This window comes from Paenibacillus kribbensis (assembly GCF_001705305.1).
GTDB classification, from domain to species: Bacteria; Bacillota; Bacilli; order Paenibacillales; family Paenibacillaceae; genus Paenibacillus; species Paenibacillus kribbensis_B.
The window spans coordinates 497,928-519,532 of record NZ_MCBP01000002.1 but is presented as its reverse complement, the minus strand read 5'-3'; the positions used below and the strand labels follow the sequence as shown (position 1 = coordinate 519,532).

Here is a 21,605-nt window from a genome sequence, read left to right as displayed (position 1 = left end):
TTGCCTGCTTGCGGGAAGGTCATTAATTACACCGGAAATGTTTATGAATGTGCGCTTTGTCATTGACATGTTCCGATTATTTAAATTTAAAGTGACTGCAATCACATTAACGGTTACTTTATGTGGGTATACTGGGCTGTAAATGGAGGGTTAACCATGGGGTGCATATGTTGAGACACCCTTTGTTCATCTTATTTTGGAGAGAAGAGGGATACAAAGATGCTGAGTGAGCAAACCATTGCAACGATAAAATCGACTGTACCTGTCTTGGAGGTTCATGGAACTACGATCACCAAGCGTTTTTACCAAATGATGTTCGAGGCTCATCCCGAGCTGCTGAATATATTCAATCACGCTAACCAGAAGCAAGGACGTCAGCAAGGGGCACTGGCGAATGCTGTATATGCAGCTGCGCAGCACATTGATCGTCTGGAGGGAATCCTTCCAGTGGTGCGTCAGATTGCACATAAGCATCGCAGTTTGGGAATCCAGCCTGAGCATTATCCTATCGTTGGAAAATATCTGCTTGCTGCGATCAAGGACGTGTTGGGGGATGCAGCTACAGATGAGATCATCGCCGCATGGGCCGAGGCCTATGGTGTGATCGCTAATGTATTTATAGACGTGGAAGCTGAAATGTACAAGGAGGCGGAACAGCAGCAGGGAGGCTGGTCAGACTTTAAGAGCTTTGTTGTGCAGAAAAAGGTTAAGGAAAGCGACCAAATTACGTCCTTTTATCTAGTGCCGCAGGATGGACAGGTGCTGCCTGCATTCGAGCCTGGGCAATATATCAGCCTGCAGATGAATATTCCGGGTGAACATAATACCCACATCCGTCAATACAGCCTTTCGGCTGCCCCGGGCCAACCTCACTACCGGATATCCGTAAAACGCGAGGATGCTGTAGGGTCCCGTCCGGCGGGCAAAGTATCTGTGTACCTGCATGAGCAGGTACAGGAGGGCGATGTGCTGCAGGTATCTGCACCGGCTGGGGATTTCACGCTGGACCAGACAGATCACAGACCTGTCGTGCTGATCAGCGGTGGAGTCGGGCTAACACCGATGGTCAGCATGCTGGCTTCCTTGGTGAAGTCTGCCCCGGATCGCCCTGTCACCTTTGTCCATGCAGCAGTCAATGGGGATAACCATGCTCTGCGTAATGAGGTGGAAAAGCTGGTCGCCGCACATGCACAGGCCGCAGTTCGGTGGTGTTACAGCAGACCAACGGAGCAGGATCGGCTGGCGCAGGCCTTTCACAAGGAAGGTCGTCTGGACCTGCCCTGGCTGCAATCCGTGGCGCCGGAACGTAACGCACAGTATTACTTTTGCGGTCCCGAGGCGTTCATGCAATCGGTGTATGGTCTGTTGAAGGAGTGGAATATCCCTGCTGCGGATATCCACTATGAGTTTTTTGGCCCTGCCAGTGCGTGGGAAGCAGAAGCGCAGTGAGACATCATAAAAAGACGAAGGATAGCTGTCCTTCGTCTTTTTTGTGATGATTACAATGGGAAATCCTACTCATTAGGTACTACTTATTGGTTACTATTCTTCTTAGTGTGCTCGTGTTTTCATAAAATGGGCGGACGCAGAAATTCCATACGCTGCGGCATATACTGACGTAAAGCCTCCGGAATGCGGATCGAGCCGTCCTCCTGCTGATGATGCTCCAGCAACGGGATCAAAATCCGGGGCGAAGCGACCGCTGTATTGTTGAGTGTGTAACAATATTGCAGCTTGCCGTCCGCATTGCGATAGCGGATGTTGGAACGGCGTGCCTGAAAATCAAGCAGCTGTGACGATGAATGTGTCTCGCCGTAAGCCTGTCGGCTGGGCATCCATGTCTCAATATCCACCTGCTTGTAGGTTTTTTGCGCCATGTCGCCTGTACAGACCGCCATTTTGCGGTAGGGCAGCTCCAGCAGTTGAAGCAGGTCTTCCGCATTGCGTGTAATCTCCTGGAACATCTGCTCCGAAGCGTCCAGACTGGCCTCGCAGAGCACGACCTGCTCCACCTTGGCGAACTGGTGTACACGATACAGTCCGTGCACATCTCTTCCGGCTGAGCCGACCTCATTGCGGAAGCATACCGATACAGCCGCCAGCCGGATTGGATTGGTGACATCTACGATTTCACCGCTGTAATATGCGACCAGCGGAACCTCCGAGGTGCCTACGAGCCATTGATCCTCCCCTGCGATGCGGTAGGTCTGATCCAGCCCAAGCGGGAAAAAGCCAGTGCTGCGCATGGCCTCAGAGCGTACCATTAGCGGAACATCCAACAACTGGAATCCTCGCTCAGTCAGCAGATCGACTGCAAGCTGCTGCACAGCCCTGTGTAGCGCGACCCCTGCTCCCGTCAGGTAGTAGTTCCGGGTCCCGGCTGTTTTGACGCCGCGAGGAACGTCGAACAGGCTGTGAAGCTGGCCGAGTGCCATATGATCCTTGGGTTCAAATCCGAAATCAGGTATCGTTCCGACCCGTTCCAGTTCTACATTATCTTCATCCGATCTGCCCCGTGGCGTATCTGGCGATACGATATTAGGCATCAGAAGCAAGAACTGTTGAAATTGCTCCTCCACTTCCTGCTGCGGGACTTCCAGACGGTCTAATTGTCCGTTAATTTCTTTGACCTGCCGCTTGGCTGCCTCTGCCTGTTCATTCTTTCCGGCATGAAGCAGCGCTCCAATGTCCTGGCTACACTGATTACGCGTCTGACGCAGCTGCTCCACTTCCTGCAGCAGCTCTTTTCTCCGATCATCCAGGGTCAGCAGCTCTGCCACCGATACCTGCATTCCTTTGTTGTCTGCCGCTGTCTGAACCTGTTCCTGATGCTCTCTGATCCATTTGATGTCCAACATGACACCGCACTTCCTTTCGGATAAAAATACAAAAAGCGCCCTCATCCACATGGGACGAGGAGCGCTTTGATCTCGCGGTGCCACCCAAATTGACCGGACAGCATGACAGATGTCATGACTCTCCAATCCACTTTGCTCCGCTGTAACGGGCGGGTCCGGTTTACTTAGGAACATATATTGCCATATCCTACGCTAACGTATGATCCTTGGCGTAAACGCCTCCGAGTTGGATGCTCTTCACAGGCATAGTATCGTTTGCTTTTTTGTAAGTATACGAATTTTCGGCAGGTTAATCAAGCTACAACAACTTTTTAAGCTGGGATACACGACTTTGTGATACACCAAGCCATGCTGCATATTCACCCTGCCTAGCGTTCGGATGGTTACGTATAAGTTCTCTCAGTCGTTCAATTAATATGTGTGAAGGTTGATGCGATCTCTTTTCCTGATGAGCAGGTTCCTTGGCAACAGGAACAGGAATGTGACTAACTCCTATATTTCCTTTCAGCTCATGTATACATCTTTTGCACAAAAAGGAATCTCTGAAATAGGTCACATATTCAACAGAACTACACATTTTACAGGAGACCCCGGTATACTTGCGCATACTCAAAAAGCCTGTTTCGGCATCTACATAAAATTCCAGAGGATCACCAACGCCAATATCCATTGATCTCCGCATTTCTTTAGGAATCACGATTCGACCTAACGAATCCAAAGCGCGTGTCATACCTGTATTCTTCATCGCGATACTCTCCTATTAACAAGATAAAAAGAAATAAAATAGAAGTGTTTATGTTTATTCCAAAAAGTGGTACGATTATGGAAAGATAAACTCTTAATTATACAATAGATTTTCCAAGTTCCATTTTTATTTAAATATGCAATAAATCAAATTTCACGCTGGAAGGGTGGTTTATTCATGGAAATCACACCATCGATTAGAGCAGAAATTGAAAAATACTTGAAGCAAAAAGACCTGAGCATGACCGAGTTTGGACACATCATTGATTTGAATGTAGGTACGGTTAGCGGTATTGTCACAGGAAACCGTATTTTATCCGTTAACCAACTGGATCGCATTACTGTCGGGATGGAGCTGCCACCAGATCATTTTTATGAGCAGTACATTGAAGAGTGCATTATAGAAGAACCGCTCAACTGGCGAAGAATTAGCCCATTCTTATACCGCTGTGTGGAGCTTGGGCGGCTGGATTGCGTGCAGCGAGTAGTCAGTCTGATGCTGGATAATCCGACCTACCTTTCTCCACTCTTTGAGTTGGCTGAGAAGTGTTTCCAAAATGACTATATAGAAGCAGCAGCCTACCTGTATGAAAACGTAGCCGAGAGTGAAAGACAGCAGCATTCGGAACGACTTGCTCTGTGCCGCTATCGCTTGTTCACCATTGCGATCGGAAAGGATCAAAATCTGAATCTCGAAGCCGCAGCTAAATTTGAACCCTATGTCCATCGTTTGGATGAGATCGACCAACTGGATGCCCTGAAGGATTTGGCGAATGTGTACAGATCATTGAGCCAATGGGACAAGGTATATGCATTTTCTAAGAAAATGGGGGACCTAGGGCAGATCCAATATGACCTGGTTCATAACTCCAAGCGAACAGGAACAGAGCCGCAAAGAAAATAACGTTCTGGACCATTATTTGCATACATAGCCTATGCTGAACTGATGTGCGCCAATGCCTGTGATGCGAAGGGGGATCATAAGCGGGCGCTGGAGCATCTCCGCGGTTATACTGATCTAAGCTGGGTGCAGGAGACGGACCCGGATTCACTTCACTGGAAAGGTCAATTTCAGCGTTGGGCGAAAATTAATACGTACGTCAACAGGCTTATGTCTGGAGATGTGAGTGTCCTGCCGGATTACGTAGAGTACATGACTGGTGAACAGCACATTTTTAACGAGCTCTTGAATGTTATTGAAGTCGCTAATCGCTACAACATAGATGTAGATCATATTCTCCAGCGTTTTGAATCCCAAATTGCAGCGTACCAGGAATCATCCTCTATCGATAAATACTCACAACAATTTTTACTACAGCAGCGTGCACGATTTTGGTATAAGCTGGCTAAATACAGCCTCAATAAAGGCAGATATTCATATGGTTTCAAATGTTTAATAGACGCATTAGAAAAAGCTGGTACAATTAACCATGTACTACTAATTGCCAATTGTGCAGGATTATTCTTTCGTTTCAAAACACATGCGGCATCTGCAACACAGGTTCAGTTTCAATCCATTTATGAGGAGGTGTGGGAAAGCAATGATCAAAAAGATGGCTTTGCTTTTGGCAGCGACTAGCTTGGTACTGGTATTCGCACTACCAGTTCTGGCTAACATCCCAGCTCACGGCACAGTCACACCGCAAGAGCATATTGGTTCATTTTGATTAACGATTCAAAGCTTGACCTATTTGCCATTGACCAGCCTATTGGCTGGTCTTTTTTTGTTTTATTTTGAATATTTTGGCTGAAAAATGGCGTCCTCTAATAGCACATGCCCCCTTAAAATGAGATTCATGAGGAGGGAATACACAATGGACACAGATACAACGTTACATCAACAATTGGAAAGCGCACGGCAACGGCTGCATGATTTGTATGAGCAGTATGACTTTGGACACCCTTGTGTACTTGAGCAGTTGGTGTGACCCGAAATCCATCATGCTTGTAGTCCTCTATGCAAAAATAATTCTTTTCTCACGCAACGGAATTTATTATTCTATAAAATGTCTTATTTGATAGCCACATACATACTCATGTAATTAAATGTAATAAATTATTTGACAGGAAGATACCTCAATGGATTAGAGGAAAGTAACAGTACCAATTATCATGCGAATATCGGAAAATTTTTATATTTGTATGTGTTAAAATGGAATCTCAAATAAAGGAATATATTGATATCATTTACATTTCAACATTTTCCGAAAAATATTAATTAATGAGGCGGTGGTGTGTAGTCAGGTAATGTGATATCTGTTTTGAATGCGAGTAACAAAGCAAGTAACATACTAAAAGTTTGGAAGATGAATTAAAAATTTATGTATAAAAGTGTTGCGTGATTTTGATGCTGGTGTGCTTCACATGAACGAGTATACACTTCCTATTCACTTCAACCGTGTATGGGGATTTGTATAAATATCGTCTAACAAGGAGTTTAAACCACTTGTTTGGAGGGGGATTGGCTGTGAAAATATAGCTGCACACGAAGCAAGAATAAACCGGGAGAGTGACCGGGTCATGGCGGCGAAGATGCACTCATGACCTAGTGTGAGCATCAGGTAGGATTTAAGAGTGTCCGGTCAAGAAGAGAGGGGATATAAACGTCTGGATCATGAGATATTGGATTACCTACTTTTTTTCATCATGATCTTTCCAATAAAAATAAATACACAGCGTAATTAAGATCAGTGGAAATAAGTAAAAAGCATCATTAAATCCTGCGGAATGGGTGACTCTTAAATAGTATAGAAGCCAAAACATAGACATGCTTGCTATCAAAGCTATGGTGCCGCTTACTGAATACATGTATATCTCTCCTTTATGAATTGTTAAAACGCATGCAAAACAGATGCTAATGTTATCATTATAATGCAAATATATGACCAGGAGGAAATCTTATGAAAAAAATTTGCGATTATTCTTTCTGCTTTACTGCTTTTTGTTGTAGGTACTCCTAACATTTATGCAGCACAAGATGATGTAGCAGTTCCCCAACCTGATGTTGTTTCTGCGACTATTGTGGTCGATGGAGCCTATAAAACTGTTTCTTTGGATAACGGCGATGTAGTGTCCTTTTTGACAAAAGAGGATTATGATTCATACGTAGCTGCTTCAAATGATAAGAATACTACAGTCCAGTTAGAAGCTGTCGACTCTGTAATACGGCCTTCGAGTACTCACATTGACAACACGTTTATTTCAGGTACTACAAGAGATCACCAATTTATCAATTATCATAAGAATACTCCTTACTGGGCAAAAGCAAGTAATTATACAGTTAATAGTGGCGAAACATATAATGCATCTACTACGCTAAAATATGACGATGTATCTTTTACTGTCGGAGTTTCATACATGTATTCAGTAGCGACGCAAATCCCGGCAGACCCGAGTAGATTTAGTAGACTAGGGGTTTCGGCTGACTTAACTCTTAAAAAGTATAGAGCCGTTCAGTATGATAATTACACTGGACAAAGAATAAGCTCATGGGATTTTGTCGCTACGAATGTTCGCAATACTTACCTTGCACCTGCTTACCAATAACAACCGAGTAGGGCCAGCAACTTTCTGGTTTTTTAAAACTTACTGGCTCAAAGCTTGATCCTTTTTTCCAGTTGACCAGCCTATTGGCTGATCTTTTTTTTGTTTTATATTGAATATTTTGGCTGAAAAATGGCGTCCTCTAATAGCACATGCCCCCTTAAAATGAGATTCATGAGGAGGGAATACACGATGGACACAGATACAACGTTACATCAACAATTGGAAAGCGCACGGCAACGGCTGCATGATTTGTATGAGCAGTATGACTTTGGACACCCTTGTGTACTTGAGCAGTCTATGTTGTTGGACGAACTGATTAATCAATACAATCGTATGTTTCAGACCAAGAAGCTGCCCCACCTAGTGTGACCCGAAATCCATCATGCTTCCAACTCGCGTAAAATGATAAATACTCCTGCTTTATGCAAAAATAATTTGATTGTCCTATAACGAAATTTATTATTCTATAAAATGTCTTATTTGATAGCTACATACATACTCATGTAATTAAATGTAATAAATTTGTTGATGGCTTGATACCTGTGATGGATTAAGGAAAAATAGCAGTACCAGTAATAAGGCTTCGCCTTTTTGCATTCGTGTTACACACGTATGTTCTGGCTGATAAAATGCGGCGTTCAAGTGTGTCTCATGATATATTGGTGTGATTATCCAAAATTCTATTGCAAAATCGAAAAATAATAGCAAAATGGGAACTTTTACATACGGGAGTTGGTTAATAAAGACCATTCTTTGTCTTGGGAAGAGGTGGTCGCTTTTCTATTCAATCAATTCAATGAGGTAAGTTAAGATCGGTTTGGTAAAAACAAAATCTAATGATAGAAGGCTATGAATATGAAGAACATTAAGAAAGCTTCTTTGTTATCTGTTTTATCTCTAGCCGTTGCAATTCCATTAACTGCTTCTGCAGCAGCTACGACCAATGTTGCACCAGCTACAACAGACTCAGTACAAGTGAGTCAGTCTGCAAACGAATCAACAGATGTGAATACTCCAAAAACGGGAGATCATGTTATTACTCCTCAAGAAACTAAATCGGTGGTTAATAGAACTCTTCGCAATACAGAGCTTACAGAGGATTTTGAAATTCCAGCACGATATGGGTATGTTAAAGTTTGGATACGTAATGACGGCGACCAACCAATTAAGTTTTCAGTAAATCAAGGCTCTCCATCAGGTGCGCAGAAGCTTTCTGGAACAGTGAAGCCTGGCCAGACTTATAGTGAAGTTAGCTCGAGTGCTTGGTCTACCGGTAAATTTTATGTAAGCCTTACCTCAGGAAATGCTTATATGTCTGGTGAACTCGCAGTTCGTATAGGTACTTCACGAGGGGAATTGTAATTATCTCATAGTTGTTTATGAGCGGTGAAAGGTCGACCTTTTTTTATTTGTGTTGGTTTGTAAGTATTTCAGATCGTATGCTGCCACTGAAATGCTGGATAAGAGAAGGAAAGTGACATGTATGACTTTTGCTATTATTGTGACGTGTGAGTTTGATCCATATTATTGAAATCTAATCAAACTGTAGATCAAGTATATACATAGTAACTAGCGTTGGAGAGTTATTACGTCAAATTCTTTTTCAACGAATTCTACAGTATAGCCAGCTTCCATAAAATATATTAGGGTAATTAGGTATTTTGTATAAATGTAACATACTTAATATTTGTTAATTATCGATCGGACTATCTATGTTCTTATGGGTTAAGGACTGAAGTACCCAAAAAAGAGCCTCTACTTTCTTAATTGAGCCGGCATTTTCCCGCTGCTGCGTAACTTGCAATATCATCATATACGCTTGCTTCAATAGATGAATATACTCTATCCGACACACTGAAATTTCGAACATATCCGCTTGTTTGAGAGGACTGATTATATCACATTCAAGCAACACCAAATATGTAATTAATCTTATATTTTTCTTACCAGTTATAGAATGATGACACACTGTTGTCATCATTCTATATGCTACCATTAAATCAACCGCCAGAAACTGTGGTTCAATCATGAATAAAGGAGATTAAACAAACATGGAATTTCAACAAGAATTCAATAATATCTTAGGGAGAAGCGGCCATATCGCATTAGCAACATCTGCGGGGAATATTCCTAATGTACGAATTGTAAGTTCCTATTATGACCAAGCGAAAAATACCGTTTACTTCCCTACATTCCCTAACTCACCTAAGACTTTGGAATTTGTTCAAAATGATAAAGTCGCGTTTACAACCATCCCTGAGGAAGGGATTCAGGTGGTCCGAGTCCAGCAAGCTGTTGTTCGTAAAAGCGAACTCTCCGTTGCCGAGCTTAAGGATGGATTTGCAAGAAATATTCCGAATTTTGAAGAATCATTAGGTCCTGTGATCCCTATACTTGAGTTGTATGAGCTTCACTTTAGTGAGGCGCTAGTAACACTGAGCCATCATCAGACTGAGAAAATTGAATTGACCCATATTTAAATTATCAGCTCATAGCAGAACATCCCCGCAGAACTTCTCCTATTGTAGGTCTGTGGGGATGTTGTATACTGCACACAATTGTTTGATCCTTTGTATAAGTTCATTCCGAATATGCTCGGGTTCCAAGCATTCACATTTATCTCCAAATTTCATTAAAGAGTTATACCAATAATCATTATCTACAAAAGGAAACTGTACAATGTACCTTTGGTCATCATACAGCTTAATGTTGTCCTCTCCACAAAGTTCTTCCATCAACTCTCGTAAAGATTCATCAATCAGTAGTTGAACAGTCCTCTGCTTTTCATCCGGGTAATCCAGTGATTGCATATCGAGTTCCCTCGGGATGAAATTTTCTTTCATAAGCTTAAGCAAGGATATGCGAGATACTCTAAACACCCGCATCCCCTCCCTCATAGTACAATATCCTTGCAAATACCAAGCAGTATCCTTTAAGACTAATCTGTAGGGTTCAATGATCCTATCCGTACTTTTGTCTGACTGATCCCGGTACCTAAAGGATAATAACCTTTTCTCATGAATTGCCGTTTTTATTTCAATAAAGTTGGGTTTTAGACTCTTTAAACCGAACCAAGGATTTTGGTCAATAATAACTTGATTTTCAAATTCCCTTATTTCCTCCTTTGGAAATAAGGCTTTCACTTTTGCCAGTGTATTAAGGAAGTCATCACTTGACACAGTGGAGTGTAGACTTCCAAGCCCTACTAATAATGTGGTGATATCCGAAACTGTAAATAGTTTCTTCTCAAATTTATATTCCTCAACAATGCTGATACCACCATTGACACCGGGGTAAGTAACAATCGGAATACCCGCTTTGTTAATAGCTTCAATGTCCCGGTATATTGTTCGCGGGGTTACTTCAAACATTTCGGCAAGAGTGGGAGCACTGATTTTTCTACGCTCAAGAAGCAACATAATAATAGAAATTAATCGATCGATCTTCAAAAATATCACCTATCCCTAGCTTAGACTCTCCATTTCTGCGTTTTATTCCATGATTAACCGGCGCTTGATTCGTTTTCACTTTTTCATAGCTACTTCGACTGGTTATTCATGATGATTTGCTCCATAGTGGCTTCAATCCTATGACTTATCTCTTCCCTGGTTATCCCTAAAGCAATAGAGAGTTCACTATACAACTGCTCCTTAGCATATTTCAAATATTTCTGATCCGTATACCCCAGTTTTCCCTTTTGTATAATCATTTCTGCATTCTTCATATATATCGTTTTTATGAGTTCTATTAAGGATTTGCAATTATTTTTTTGCAAAGTGGACTCATATAAGTTTGTCCACCATTTTACATCACGTTTTTTTTGATCCTCTACTTTAGCTGCTCTAATAATAGAGATTTGTTCGATGAGCTTCTTGGCTTCCTCACAAGATATCATTGGCCTCATATATACTTTGGTATCTGTAGGTGTGTAGATGGTTTCCGTACCAAAGACTGGAGATAATGTATAGTATAATTTGGTTCCGATCGTTATAGGAATATTGGGCGACCCTATCGCTTTAATCTGACAGACCCCACTGTTACCGTAAATAATAAAGTCTCCCGTATGGAACATCCAATTTTCCTCCTATTCAAGCGAACACTGGCTCATTATTTCCCTAATTCTTTTTTCAAGAACAGTCCTGTATAACTTGCTTCACAATCTACGATTTGTTCAGGGGTCCCTATGCATAAAATGTTTCCACCGTTCGTGCCCCCTTCGTGCCCTAAGTCTATGATATAATCCGCATTTTTGATGAGGTCCAGGTTATGCTCAATAACCACCACCGTGTTACCAGCGTCAGCTAGCGTGTGTAAAATATTTATTAGCTGATGTACGTCTGCTACATGTAATCCGGTAGTGGGCTCATCCATAATGTATATAGTTGAACCTGTGGCCGGTTTAAGTAGTTCCGCCGCAAGCTTCACCCGTTGCGCTTCTCCTCCAGATAGTGTAGTAGAGGACTGACCTAATTTTATATATCCAAGCCCTACTTTACATAGCGCATCAATTTTTTTGCGAATCTTGGGGATATTTTCGAAGAAATCAACAGCTTCATCAGCAGTCATGTCCAGAATATCAGCGATACTTTTTCCTTTATAGTGAACTTCCAAGGTTTCGCGGTTGTAACGTTTCCCCTTGCACACATCGCATAGCACATAGACGTCCGGGAGAAAGTGCATTTCAATTCTCATTAGCCCGTCCCCAGTACAAGCTTCACAACGTCCACCACGAATATTAAACGAAAATCGGCCGGGGCCATATGCTCGAAGCTTAGCTTCGTTGGTCATAGCAAATAGAGAACGTATATTGTCAAAAAGCTCCGTGTAGGTTGCCGGGTTGGAACGCGGTGTCCTGCCAATTGGGCTTTGATCTACGTTGATAACCTTGTGCAAGTGATGAATTCCATCAATACGTTGATGTTTGCCAGCCCTTGTATGAGCGCGGTTCAGTTCGGAGGCTAGCCTCTTATACAGGATCTCATTAATAAGGCTCGATTTGCCTGATCCGGACACCCCTGTCACACAGGTCAACGTGCCAAGAGGGATGGATACATCGATGCCCTTTAAATTATTTTCTGCTGCTCCTACAATCGTTAAGGTATGCCCATTGCCTGTCCGTCTCTTTGACGGTACCGGAATTTGCTTTTGATTGGACAAATATTGACCTGTTATGGAGCGTGCTTCCTTCGCTATGTTCTCGAGTTTACCTTGAGCAACGATCTCGCCCCCATTTATGCCTGCACCTGGTCCGATATCTACAATCCAGTCTGCCTGCCGTATCGTGTCTTCATCGTGCTCGACAACAATTAATGTATTTCCCAGATCACGCATACTTTTCAGAGCGGCCAAGAGTCGCTCATTATCTTTTTGGTGTAGGCCAATGGAGGGCTCATCTAGTATATAGAGCACTCCGGTCAAGCCTGAACCGATTTGCGTAGCTAATCGAATGCGCTGGTTCTCGCCGCCTGAGAGTGTACCAGCTGTTCTAGCGAGCGTTAAGTATTCAAGGCCGACATTCTTCATAAAATCAAGTCGCCCTTGAATCTCTCGAATGGCAGATTCAGCAATGATCAATTTGGCCCCGGATAACTTCAAATGGTTGAAAAAATTCAGAGCCTCGGTCACTGACAACTTACAAAAATCAGAAAGATTCATGTCTCCAACGGTTACAGCAAGCATCATCGGATTCAAGCGGTCGCCATGACAGTCAGGGCATTCCAGAGCCGACATATAACCTTCAAGCTCCTTTCGCACGATTTCCGACTGAGTCTCACGATAACGGCGATCCATGTTGTTGATGATACCTTCAAAAGACTGGTGAATCCGTCTGGAGGGGCCGTCCTTCGCTTGCGTATATACAAGTTCCAGCTTCTCACTGTTAGTACCATATAGTAATCCATTTAGAGCTTCTTCCGAGAATTGATCAAGCGGCGTATCGAAATCAAAGCCATATTTTTTGCCGAGAGCTTCATAGTACATACGTATATATGAATTGGTATGGGGATTACTCCAGCCACTTGCAGCGATCCCGCCAGAGTTGATCGAACGGGTTGAATCAGGAATAATCTTTTGGGGGTCCACTTTTAAATGAAAGCCCAATCCTGTACAGGTCTTGCAGGCGCCAAACTGATTATTGAAGGAGAACATTCCAGGTGATAGCTCCGGTAAAGAAAAGCCGCACTTAGTACAAGCGAAGCTTTGTGAATATAGGATATCCTCGTCAGTGTCTAAGCGATGAATAATGACAATATCACCCGATAGACCGAAGGCGGTTTCTAGAGAGTCGGCTAATCTTTCGGAGCCACCCTCGGTCACCATTAATCGGTCTACAATAATCTCAATGGTATGTTTCTTGTTTTTGTCGAGCTGGATATCTTCGCTTAAAAGAAGAACCCGGCCATCTACACGTACGCGCACGTATCCATTGGTTTTTGCTTGCTCCAAAAGTTGTAGATGCTCTCCTTTTTTATCCCGGATTAGTGGAGCCAATATGGTGTACTTCGTCTTGTTGGGCCATTGGTGAATTTGATCCATAATTTGATCAATAGACTGACGACTGATTTCACTGTGACAGTGAGGACAATGTGGAACTCCAATCCTGGCCCACAATAAACGCAAATAATCGTAAATTTCGGTGACGGTACCGACTGTAGAACGCGGATTACTGGTGGTGGTTTTTTGTTCAATAGCGATCGCAGGTGAAAGTCCTTCTATCGAATCAACATCCGGCTTGTTCGTATTGCCTAAAAAAAGTCTTGCATACGAAGATAAAGATTCAACATAACGCATTTGGCCCTCAGAGTGAAGTGTATCAAAAGCCAGACTCGACTTTCCTGAACCACTTACACCAGTGAATACAACAAATTGATTACGTGGTATGTTCAAACTTACGTTTTTCAGATTATTCTCCCTTGCGCCATGAACTTGTATAAACTCCCGCATAAGTAACCTCCAGCCTCTCGCAAGTACATTAATCCTATTTTCCACACGTACAAAATAATCGTATCATACACCTGTCAAGTCTTTTTTCCTCCATGAAGGAATACAGGGATCAAATTTACATAATTTTTTTAGATGAAACAACCTCGCCAAAGGTACGTTCTGCTGTAGAACCCAGGCATTTAACTCGTATCCGCTGGACAAGAAAAACTCTGGAATGTTTAAACCAGATTGACGATAGATATTTCGCTTACAACATTAATCCACCTTCACACCAAAGGACTTCAAAAAAGTAATAGCTTGTAAGCTATCCATTCGTACTCCTCTCAAATCGAGATTTTTAAGATCGATCCCCTCCAGGATAGCTCCTCTAAGATCAGCTCCCCGAAGCCGGGCCTTTGCCAAGGACACGCCGGTTAAGTCGGACTTTCTTAGATCGGCTTTTTCCAAGTTAGCCTCTGTTAAGTCAGCCTCACATAAACGTATGTTCTTTAAATCTTGCTTACTCAATGGGGCCAGTCTGAGATTTGTATAGGACCAGTCCCCTTCAGTGATCGTTATTCCATCCAGCTGAGCACCTGAAAAATCGGAGCCTGTCATTTTACAGGATATGAACTTAGCTACAAACAAATTAGCTGCGACAAAATTACAATTTTCAAAAGCTGATTCATGATGAATGGAGCCGTTCAAGGCCGTTCCATGAAAACTGCACTCTATAAACCGACAATGCTTGGTCACAATCTCTTCCATAGAAGCATGATCAAATGTGCATTGAATAAATGTACATTGAGTCAGTTCCCCGTAACGTAAATCTTTCCCGTTAAATTGAACCTTCTCATATGATTGATCCTTATAGTCGTACATTGGGCCTCCTGAACCATAAATCTATTCACCTTAGCAGGTTACTTTACTTTGCTGCTTTTTAACCTATTAGATTGTTCTCGTTTTTTCTTGGCTGTCGTTCGTGCTGCCTTTACAGTGGCAGCTCGCACTCGCTCCTCTTCATTCTCTTTACAAAGCTGTTCCAATTTCTGTTTCTCTGCCTCTATCTGTTCCTTTTTCTTCATATATTCCTCAAAGACAAAGGCTTGCGCATTGGAATCATTCATTTGCAAATAGCTGCCAAAAGCATCTGGGTAGACGAATGCCTTTGGCCCAATGGATTCTGCAAAATGAACATCTAGCCGCTTTTCCGTCATGAAGATGATCCGCCCAGTCCCGAAAGTAATATGAGTTACTTCTTTACTTATCAGATTCATGTTTGGTTCCTCCTGTATTCTTACCGCAGCAAAGGAGCGTATTACATCATGAGGTGGTATTACCTTTTCAATAAAATTAATAACTGTATGTGAAAAAGAAAAAAGTCGTCACTTTCTTCTCTATCAAGCTATGTTCTTCAATGTCGACAATTCAAAGATTATCACATAGAATTATGACAGCATATTGTCATATTTCTAATTTCAACGTTAAAATTTTTAGGGGGTCCTCATGAAGATTGATCGTCTTCTGTCTATAGTCATGCTGCTACTAGAGCGAGATAGAGTTAGTTCTTCCAAGCTTGCTGAAATGTTTGAAGTTACTCCCAGAACCATCTTTAGAGATATTGAAACCATAAACAAAGCTGGCATTCCTATTATCACTTATCCTGGTGCGAGTGGAGGGATCGGGATTATGGAGAAATATAAAATTCAGAAAAAAATATTTACTGTCGCGGATATAACAGCTTTATTGCTAGGCTTAAATGGACTTCATGCCTCCATGTCTAGTGAAGAAATTTTGAATACAATCGCTAAAGTCAAGTCCTTGGTATCTGAAGAACAACTTCGTTTTGTAGAGAGCAAGATGGCTATTGATCCTTCTCCATGGTTCGGAAAAGCAACTATACGGCCCAATTTCGAGCAATTGCAAACTGCTCTTCTAAGAAATCTATTAATATCATTCAACTATTTAGACCAATTTGATCAATTGACCCAACATAAAGTTGAACCATACCGATTAGTACTCAAAGATGCCAGCTGGTATTTGCAGGCCTACTGTACCACTCGACAAGGATTTCGTATGTTCAGGCTTTCATGTATGTCTTCGCTCACATTGCATAATGAACATTTTTCTCCCAAAAGCTTTGCATTTGAACCATGGGACTCTACTGAAAAGGAGCAGGTTATTCTTAAACTGCTTATTGATGAGTCACTACGAATGTATATGGAGGGTTATTGTGGCAAGGAGAATATCAAGCCTTATAAAGACAATAAGTTGGTAGCCTTCTTCCCATTTATTGAAAATGACTACGGCTATGGACACTTGCTCAGTTTCGGGGACAAATGTGAATGTCTGGAACCAGAACATGTACGTCAAGAAATATACAATAGACTCCAGCGTTCGATCAGTAAGTATATTCATTCTTAGATTGCTTTGAAAGCACCCTAACGACTTGATCTATTTGATCTGCACCTGTTAACAACAGGAAGCACCATCGTAGCCTACTTCTCCTTCGGTGTGGTATTGCTGGCGATTTCGTATATTTATCAAAAAGTATCCAATCGCATGGGAGAGGCAATTATAAAGAAGAATGTCGAAGAAAAAATGTAGTTTTTTGTAGGATTGTGTAGATATTCGACAATATAAAAATAAATTCGATAAATAGTGAAAAATTATGTATGACCTTACATCCTACTTACGCTATAATGAGTAAAAATTATTTATGTACGCATGCTTATGTTTATGCGGAAGTAGAGATGAATGAGGGGGATATAATGAGTTTGAGCAAGGGGCAGAATAGCCTGTCTGATAAAAATGAACGCTTCTCGTCGGCCGGATTTATCCTGGCAGCGATCGGGAGTGCGGCAGGATTGGGCAACATTTGGAAATTTCCGTATATTACTGGACAATATGGCGGAGCTGCATTTTTCTTGTTATTTATCATCTGCCTGTTGCTTGTAGGCTTGCCAGTCCTTTTAGCGGAGCTTGCGCTTGGCCGTGCGGGTCGAGGAAGTGCTGCTTCTGCCATGGTCAAAGTGGGCGGTCATCCGATTTGGGGCAAGATGAGCATTATGTTTGTTATCGTGCCATTTGTTATTTTGTCGTTTTATGCCATTGTAGGAGGCTGGACACTGCATTATGCCGTAGAGGCATTCAGTGGAAGTCTGTTTTCAAATAATGATTTCGCCGGACAGTTTGCTTCCTTTTCCTCGGGCTACGCTCCATTGGTTTGGCTGTTAGTTGTTTTTGCATTTACAGCAGTCGTGGTTACTCTCGGGGTATCGAACGGAATTGAAAAGTTCAATAAAATTTTGATTCCTGCCAAGGTTATTCTGTTGCTCGTGTTAATGATAAATGCGCTTATGCTGCCAGGCTCGGGTGCGGGTGTAGCCTTCTTCCTGAATCCTGACTTCTCCAAACTTAGTATAGAGTCTGCATTGGTTGCTTTGGGACATGCCTTCTTCTCGCTCTCACTGGGGATGGGGATTATGGTCACGTACGGTGCTTATGTGGATCGTCGACAATCGCTGGGCGGAGCCATGCTGGCAGTTGGTGGCGGAGATTTAATCTATGCATTTATCGCAGGTATGATTATTTTCCCTACAACCTTTTCCTTTGGAATTAACCCGGCTCAAGGGCCGTCTCTGGTCTTTATTGCTTTACCGGCTGCGTTCTCTGCCATGCCTTTCGGTGCTTTCTTCGGCGGGTTGTTCTTCGTACTGCTGGCGGTTGCTGCATTAGGTTCTATGGTATCCTTGCTGGAAGTACCCGTAGCCTATGTTATGGAGCGGTTCCGTTGGAGCCGGGTTCGCTCGGTTATCATCGTATCTGTCCTGTGCCTGATGCTGGGTGTCCCTTCTGCATTGTCCATGGGACTGGTTCCGGAATTGAAAGTCGGCGACAAATCCTTCTTTGATTTCGTTGACTTCACAGCTTCCAACATCTTCTTGCCGTTAGGCGGCTTGTTGATTGTTATATTTACAGGCTACTACTGGAAGACTGCGGGTGAGCATGCAAATCTCAAACCCTTCTGGTTCCGCGTATGGTTGTTTGGTCTTCGGTATGTTGCACCGATCCTGATGCTGCTGGTCTTCCTGCACACCTCAGGAATTATCAAATTTTAAGCAAAACCAATAAAAAGGTATTTTCTTCCCAAGGGAAGAGATACCTTTTTTTGTATATCTATCAGTGCTTACCTAACTGTGGAAAGGAGTGATATAATAAAAACATTGTCATTAATTTTAACTTCATTGAAATCACTACGATTATGAAGTTTTATATAATGAACAAAAAGGCTACAGGGCATCGCACAGACGATGTGCAGGAGAGGGAAAGGGCAGAAGAGATTGGAACAGACAGGGAGCTTGAGTTTGCAAGAAGGACGGCGGCTGAAATGAAATTGAATCGGTTGCCATCACAACGTCGTTATATGCCAGGCTTGGACGGATTAAGAGCGCTGGCGGTCATCGCAGTCATTGTTTATCATCTGAATCCGGACTGGTTGCCGGGTGGTTTGTTGGGTGTAGGTGTGTTTTTTACTTTGTCAGGGTATTTGATTACCGATATTTTGGTCAGTCAGTGGGATACATATCATAGCTTTAAAATGAAAGATTTCTGGCTGCGTCGTGCCAGAAGGTTGCTGCCTGCCATGTTGACGGTTGTGGCTGTCATTGTTCTGTGCTCGCTACTTTTCGATCCGTCACGGCTTACAGCCTTGCGCGGAGATGTACCTGCCGCTTTAGTGTATATGAGCAACTGGTGGTTTATTTTTCATCAGGTTTCGTACTTTGAAAGCTTTGGTCCACCTTCTCCACTCGGACACCTGTGGTCGCTGGCGGTGGAGGAGCAATTTTATATTTTGTGGCCGCTGCTGTTGGCGTTGGGGCTAAAATGCATGCCGAGGCGCAGTGTGCTCGCCGGCTGGGTGACAAGTCTGGCGTTAATCTCTGCGCTTTTGATGGCCGTGATTTACGTGCCGGGAAGCGATCCGAGCCGGGTGTATTATGGCACGGATACGCGCGGGTTCGCTCTGCTCATTGGTGCAGCGCTGGCCTTGGTATGGCCGAGCGGCAAGCTGAAAGAGCAGACCTCAGCAAAGGCGCGATTGCTTTTGGATAGCATCGGCGCAATTAGCTTGCTGCTGCTTTGTCACTGGGCGTGGGCCTCGAATGAATATGACCCGTCTCTGTACCGGGGTGGATTGTTAGGCATCGCGCTGGTCACTGCTATTGTAGTCGCAGCGTTGGCACATCCGGTGAGCCATCTTGGCCGACTGCTGGGACTCAAGCCCTTGCGCTGGATTGGCGCCCGTTCCTACGGGCTGTATCTGTGGCATGTTCCGGTCATCACACTGACGACACCTCAGGTGGATACCGATGGTGTGCATGTTACGCGAATCATAGTACAACTGTTAGCTACCGTACTGCTGACCTCTCTCTCGTATAAATATATCGAGGAGCCGATCCGCCATGGGGGATTCCGTAGTTGGCTTGCGGGAATCCGTTCAGTGGTTCGCAGACAGGCACGGTGGAGATGGATACCTGCAACGGCAGCATCTATGCTTTTTGTAGGCGTACTTGCGGGTACTGTTCACCTGTACGTGGCGTCTCCTGATGCAACGATACAGGCAGCGTCAAGCGATGAGACGCCTGTTGCAAAGCCAAAGGCGATGCCACCGCTCCATGGAACGGTATCTGTGGCTTCCAGGGAGCCCCAAGTCGAGCCGCCGCAAGCATCCCAAGGCAGCAAGGCGCAGACTCCAGCGTCGACCGGGCCCCAAACGCCTAAAAATACGGCGGTCAAGGCAGGGACTACCGATGATCTCACGACACCATCGGATACTTCAACCCAACAAGCTGCACCTACGACAGTTGATGGTTCAAGTGTGACCGCGATCGGGGACTCGGTCATGCTGGATGTCCAGTCGTACATTGAGGAATCCTTTCCGGGCGCCGTTGTAGATGGGCGGATCGGCCGTCAGATGGCGGAAGCGCCTGCCGTGTTGGAGCAGCTGAGACAGAACGGGCAGCTGGGGAAGACGGTTATTATTGAGCTGGGCACGAACGGTGCTTTTACCAAGGACCAGCTATCCAATCTGCTGGCCAGTCTGAAGGATGCGAAGCGTATTATACTTGTGAATACCCGTGTACCTCGACCGTGGGAGAGCATTGTGAACAAGCATCTTGCCGAAGCGGCCTCCCAGGACTCACGAATTACGATGATCGATTGGTACGGAGCCAGCTCTGGTAAAAACTCATACTTCGAACATGACGGAGTCCATTTGAAACCCAAGGGGGCCAAAGCCTATGCGTCTTTGCTGGCTCAGGCCCTCACGAAGCAATCTTCATGATTAGCAATCATACTCATACATTTATTTATGCAATGTAAGTGAAAGACCACCGGGAGTAGGTTGTCCCCTGATCCGGTGGTTTTTCTTATTTAGTATCCGAAGGGCAGCGCACTTTGTGGTAAAGTAACCCATGTAAGGATTTTGAAAAATCCTCATGTAAATACGTCTATATCGAGAGAATATTAAATGTGGTGTGGAGGTACATAAGCTTATGGAAAAGGGCTATTCACATAGTAGGGCCAGCGAGCACCGCTCAAAGAGGAACAGAAGAAGACTCATGTTGGCTGCTATTTTATTATTTATAGTGGGTTGTATTACTTTGATTACGATTATGTTTTCAGACAGCAAACCAGCGCAAACACAGGAGCTTGCTAAAAAGACAGATTCCGTAGCGCATGATCCATCTAAAGTAAAAGCAAATACGGATTCCAAGGGTAAAGCAGCTTTACCAAAAGATGAGACCGGCGTTGAAGATGGCGCTTTTGTTGAGAAATATCTAAACCAGCAAATGCTCGGGCAAAAGCCGGATGGAGCTAATGGGAAAAAGGTAGCCTACCTGTCTTTCGATGACGGACCATCTGTGACGGTAACACCTCAAATACTGGATATTCTGAAAAAACAGAAAGTAAAGGCAACCTTTTTTATCGTAGGCAAGGAAGCCAATGAAAACGAACATACAAGGAACATCGTCAAAAGAATCGTTAAAGAAGGCCATGCGATCGGAAATCATACGTATTCACATAATTATAAGTATTTGTATCCTCACAGGAAAGTAAATACTGAGCGTGTTATGCAGGATATTGAAAGGAATAATCAGGTCTTAAAGAGTATTCTGGGGCCGGAATTCTCTACAAGAATGGTCCGATTTCCGGGAGGCCATATGACATGGAAGAGAAGAGATCCGCAGGGGATGGCTGCATTGGATAAAGTACTACTTCAAAAGGATTACCATCAAGTAGATTGGAACGTATTAAACAAAGATGCAGAGGGTTCACCCAAAAAAGCGCCCGCATTGATAAACCAATTTATACGGTCGGTAAAAGGTCGGGAAAAGGCCGTGATTTTAATGCATGATACCTATGGCAAGGAAGAAACTGCGAAAGCTTTGCCGCAAATTATAGAGTATCTCAAAAAACAGGGCTATGAATTTAAAGTTATGAAGTAGAAAATCGAATGATACAAAATACTGA

The 21,605-nt window shown here is 43.5% G+C and carries 18 protein-coding genes and 1 pseudogene; 11 read left to right on the top strand and 8 right to left on the bottom strand.

Features of this window, described 5'->3' with window-relative positions:
• Positions 1 to 219 precede the first annotated feature (219 nt).
• Complete coding sequence (hmpA, locus tag BAZ21_RS05520; RefSeq protein WP_068497840.1) at positions 220 to 1,449, top strand: NO-inducible flavohemoprotein; 1,230 nt, start codon at positions 220 to 222, stop codon at positions 1,447 to 1,449.
• 119 nt (positions 1,450 to 1,568) lie between these two features.
• Here hmpA and serS read toward each other — a convergent pair whose 3' ends face one another.
• Together serS and BAZ21_RS05510 are read right to left on the bottom strand one after the other, a co-directional pair.
• The gene (gene serS / locus BAZ21_RS05515; protein WP_068497839.1) at positions 1,569 to 2,858 is read right to left on the bottom strand and encodes a serine--tRNA ligase; all 1,290 of its coding nucleotides are present in this window, start codon (positions 2,856 to 2,858) and stop codon (positions 1,569 to 1,571) included.
• A gap of 298 nt (positions 2,859 to 3,156) precedes the next feature.
• Positions 3,157 to 3,603 carry an AbrB/MazE/SpoVT family DNA-binding domain-containing protein gene (locus BAZ21_RS05510; RefSeq protein ID WP_068497837.1) on the bottom strand — a complete coding sequence of 149 codons (447 nt, stop codon included), beginning with the start codon at positions 3,601 to 3,603 and terminating at the stop codon, positions 3,157 to 3,159.
• Between the two features lie 177 nt (positions 3,604 to 3,780).
• On the opposite strand from BAZ21_RS05510, the pseudogene BAZ21_RS05505 reads away from it, so the two are divergent.
• From BAZ21_RS05505 to BAZ21_RS05490, 5 genes and pseudogenes are all read left to right on the top strand, one after another.
• Positions 3,781 to 5,181, top strand: a pseudogene (locus BAZ21_RS05505) (transcriptional regulator).
• Between the two features lie 235 nt (positions 5,182 to 5,416).
• Positions 5,417 to 5,530, top strand: coding sequence for an aspartyl-phosphate phosphatase Spo0E family protein (locus BAZ21_RS30060; RefSeq protein WP_176718103.1), 114 nt, complete (start codon positions 5,417 to 5,419; stop codon positions 5,528 to 5,530).
• Between the two features lie 1,123 nt (positions 5,531 to 6,653).
• Positions 6,654 to 7,148 carry a hypothetical protein gene (locus BAZ21_RS28855; RefSeq protein WP_068497835.1) on the top strand — a complete coding sequence of 165 codons (495 nt, stop codon included), beginning with the start codon at positions 6,654 to 6,656 and terminating at the stop codon, positions 7,146 to 7,148.
• 189 nt (positions 7,149 to 7,337) lie between these two features.
• Positions 7,338 to 7,517: an aspartyl-phosphate phosphatase Spo0E family protein gene (locus BAZ21_RS05495; protein ID WP_068497833.1), complete on the top strand. Its 180-nt coding sequence runs from the start codon at positions 7,338 to 7,340 to the stop codon at positions 7,515 to 7,517.
• A gap of 486 nt (positions 7,518 to 8,003) precedes the next feature.
• Positions 8,004 to 8,510: a hypothetical protein gene (locus tag BAZ21_RS05490; protein ID WP_256019931.1), complete on the top strand. Its 507-nt coding sequence runs from the start codon at positions 8,004 to 8,006 to the stop codon at positions 8,508 to 8,510.
• Positions 8,511 to 8,838: 328 nt separating this feature from the next.
• Here BAZ21_RS05490 and BAZ21_RS05485 read toward each other — a convergent pair whose 3' ends face one another.
• Entirely contained in the window at positions 8,839 to 9,177 is a 339-nt protein-coding gene (locus BAZ21_RS05485) for a hypothetical protein (RefSeq protein WP_141694941.1), read from the bottom strand.
• Positions 9,178 to 9,199: 22 nt separating this feature from the next.
• On the opposite strand from BAZ21_RS05485, the gene BAZ21_RS05480 reads away from it, so the two are divergent.
• Positions 9,200 to 9,628, top strand: coding sequence for a pyridoxamine 5'-phosphate oxidase family protein (locus BAZ21_RS05480; RefSeq protein ID WP_068497826.1), 429 nt, complete (start codon positions 9,200 to 9,202; stop codon positions 9,626 to 9,628).
• Positions 9,629 to 9,667: 39 nt separating this feature from the next.
• Here BAZ21_RS05480 and BAZ21_RS05475 read toward each other — a convergent pair whose 3' ends face one another.
• From BAZ21_RS05475 to BAZ21_RS05455, 5 genes are all read right to left on the bottom strand, one after another.
• Entirely contained in the window at positions 9,668 to 10,597 is a 930-nt protein-coding gene (locus BAZ21_RS05475; protein ID WP_068497824.1) for a helix-turn-helix transcriptional regulator, read from the bottom strand.
• Positions 10,598 to 10,686: 89 nt separating this feature from the next.
• Positions 10,687 to 11,220, bottom strand: coding sequence for a CarD family transcriptional regulator (locus BAZ21_RS05470; protein WP_068497823.1), 534 nt, complete (start codon positions 11,218 to 11,220; stop codon positions 10,687 to 10,689).
• Between the two features lie 35 nt (positions 11,221 to 11,255).
• Positions 11,256 to 14,090: an excinuclease ABC subunit UvrA gene (uvrA, locus tag BAZ21_RS05465; protein WP_068497821.1), complete on the bottom strand. Its 2,835-nt coding sequence runs from the start codon at positions 14,088 to 14,090 to the stop codon at positions 11,256 to 11,258.
• Positions 14,091 to 14,345: 255 nt separating this feature from the next.
• Positions 14,346 to 14,951: a pentapeptide repeat-containing protein gene (locus tag BAZ21_RS05460; protein ID WP_068497819.1), complete on the bottom strand. Its 606-nt coding sequence runs from the start codon at positions 14,949 to 14,951 to the stop codon at positions 14,346 to 14,348.
• A gap of 38 nt (positions 14,952 to 14,989) precedes the next feature.
• Entirely contained in the window at positions 14,990 to 15,346 is a 357-nt protein-coding gene (locus BAZ21_RS05455; protein ID WP_068497816.1) for a hypothetical protein, read from the bottom strand.
• A 229-nt stretch (positions 15,347 to 15,575) separates the two neighbouring features.
• Between BAZ21_RS05455 and BAZ21_RS05450 the strand changes: the two genes are divergently transcribed.
• The 4 genes from BAZ21_RS05450 to BAZ21_RS05435 all read left to right on the top strand — a co-directional run bounded on the left by BAZ21_RS05450 (position 15,576) and on the right by BAZ21_RS05435 (position 21,580).
• The gene (locus BAZ21_RS05450) at positions 15,576 to 16,493 is read left to right on the top strand and encodes a helix-turn-helix transcriptional regulator (protein ID WP_068497815.1); all 918 of its coding nucleotides are present in this window, start codon (positions 15,576 to 15,578) and stop codon (positions 16,491 to 16,493) included.
• 347 nt (positions 16,494 to 16,840) lie between these two features.
• Positions 16,841 to 18,190, top strand: a complete 1,350-nt coding sequence (locus tag BAZ21_RS05445; RefSeq protein WP_068497813.1) for a sodium-dependent transporter — start codon at positions 16,841 to 16,843, stop codon at positions 18,188 to 18,190.
• 269 nt (positions 18,191 to 18,459) lie between these two features.
• Positions 18,460 to 20,415, top strand: a complete 1,956-nt coding sequence (locus BAZ21_RS05440; RefSeq protein ID WP_068498041.1) for an acyltransferase family protein — start codon at positions 18,460 to 18,462, stop codon at positions 20,413 to 20,415.
• A gap of 211 nt (positions 20,416 to 20,626) precedes the next feature.
• Positions 20,627 to 21,580 (top strand): polysaccharide deacetylase family protein, encoded by a 954-nt coding sequence (locus tag BAZ21_RS05435; RefSeq protein WP_068497811.1) that lies wholly within the window; start codon positions 20,627 to 20,629, stop codon positions 21,578 to 21,580.
• The last annotated feature ends 25 nt before the right edge of the window (positions 21,581 to 21,605 follow it).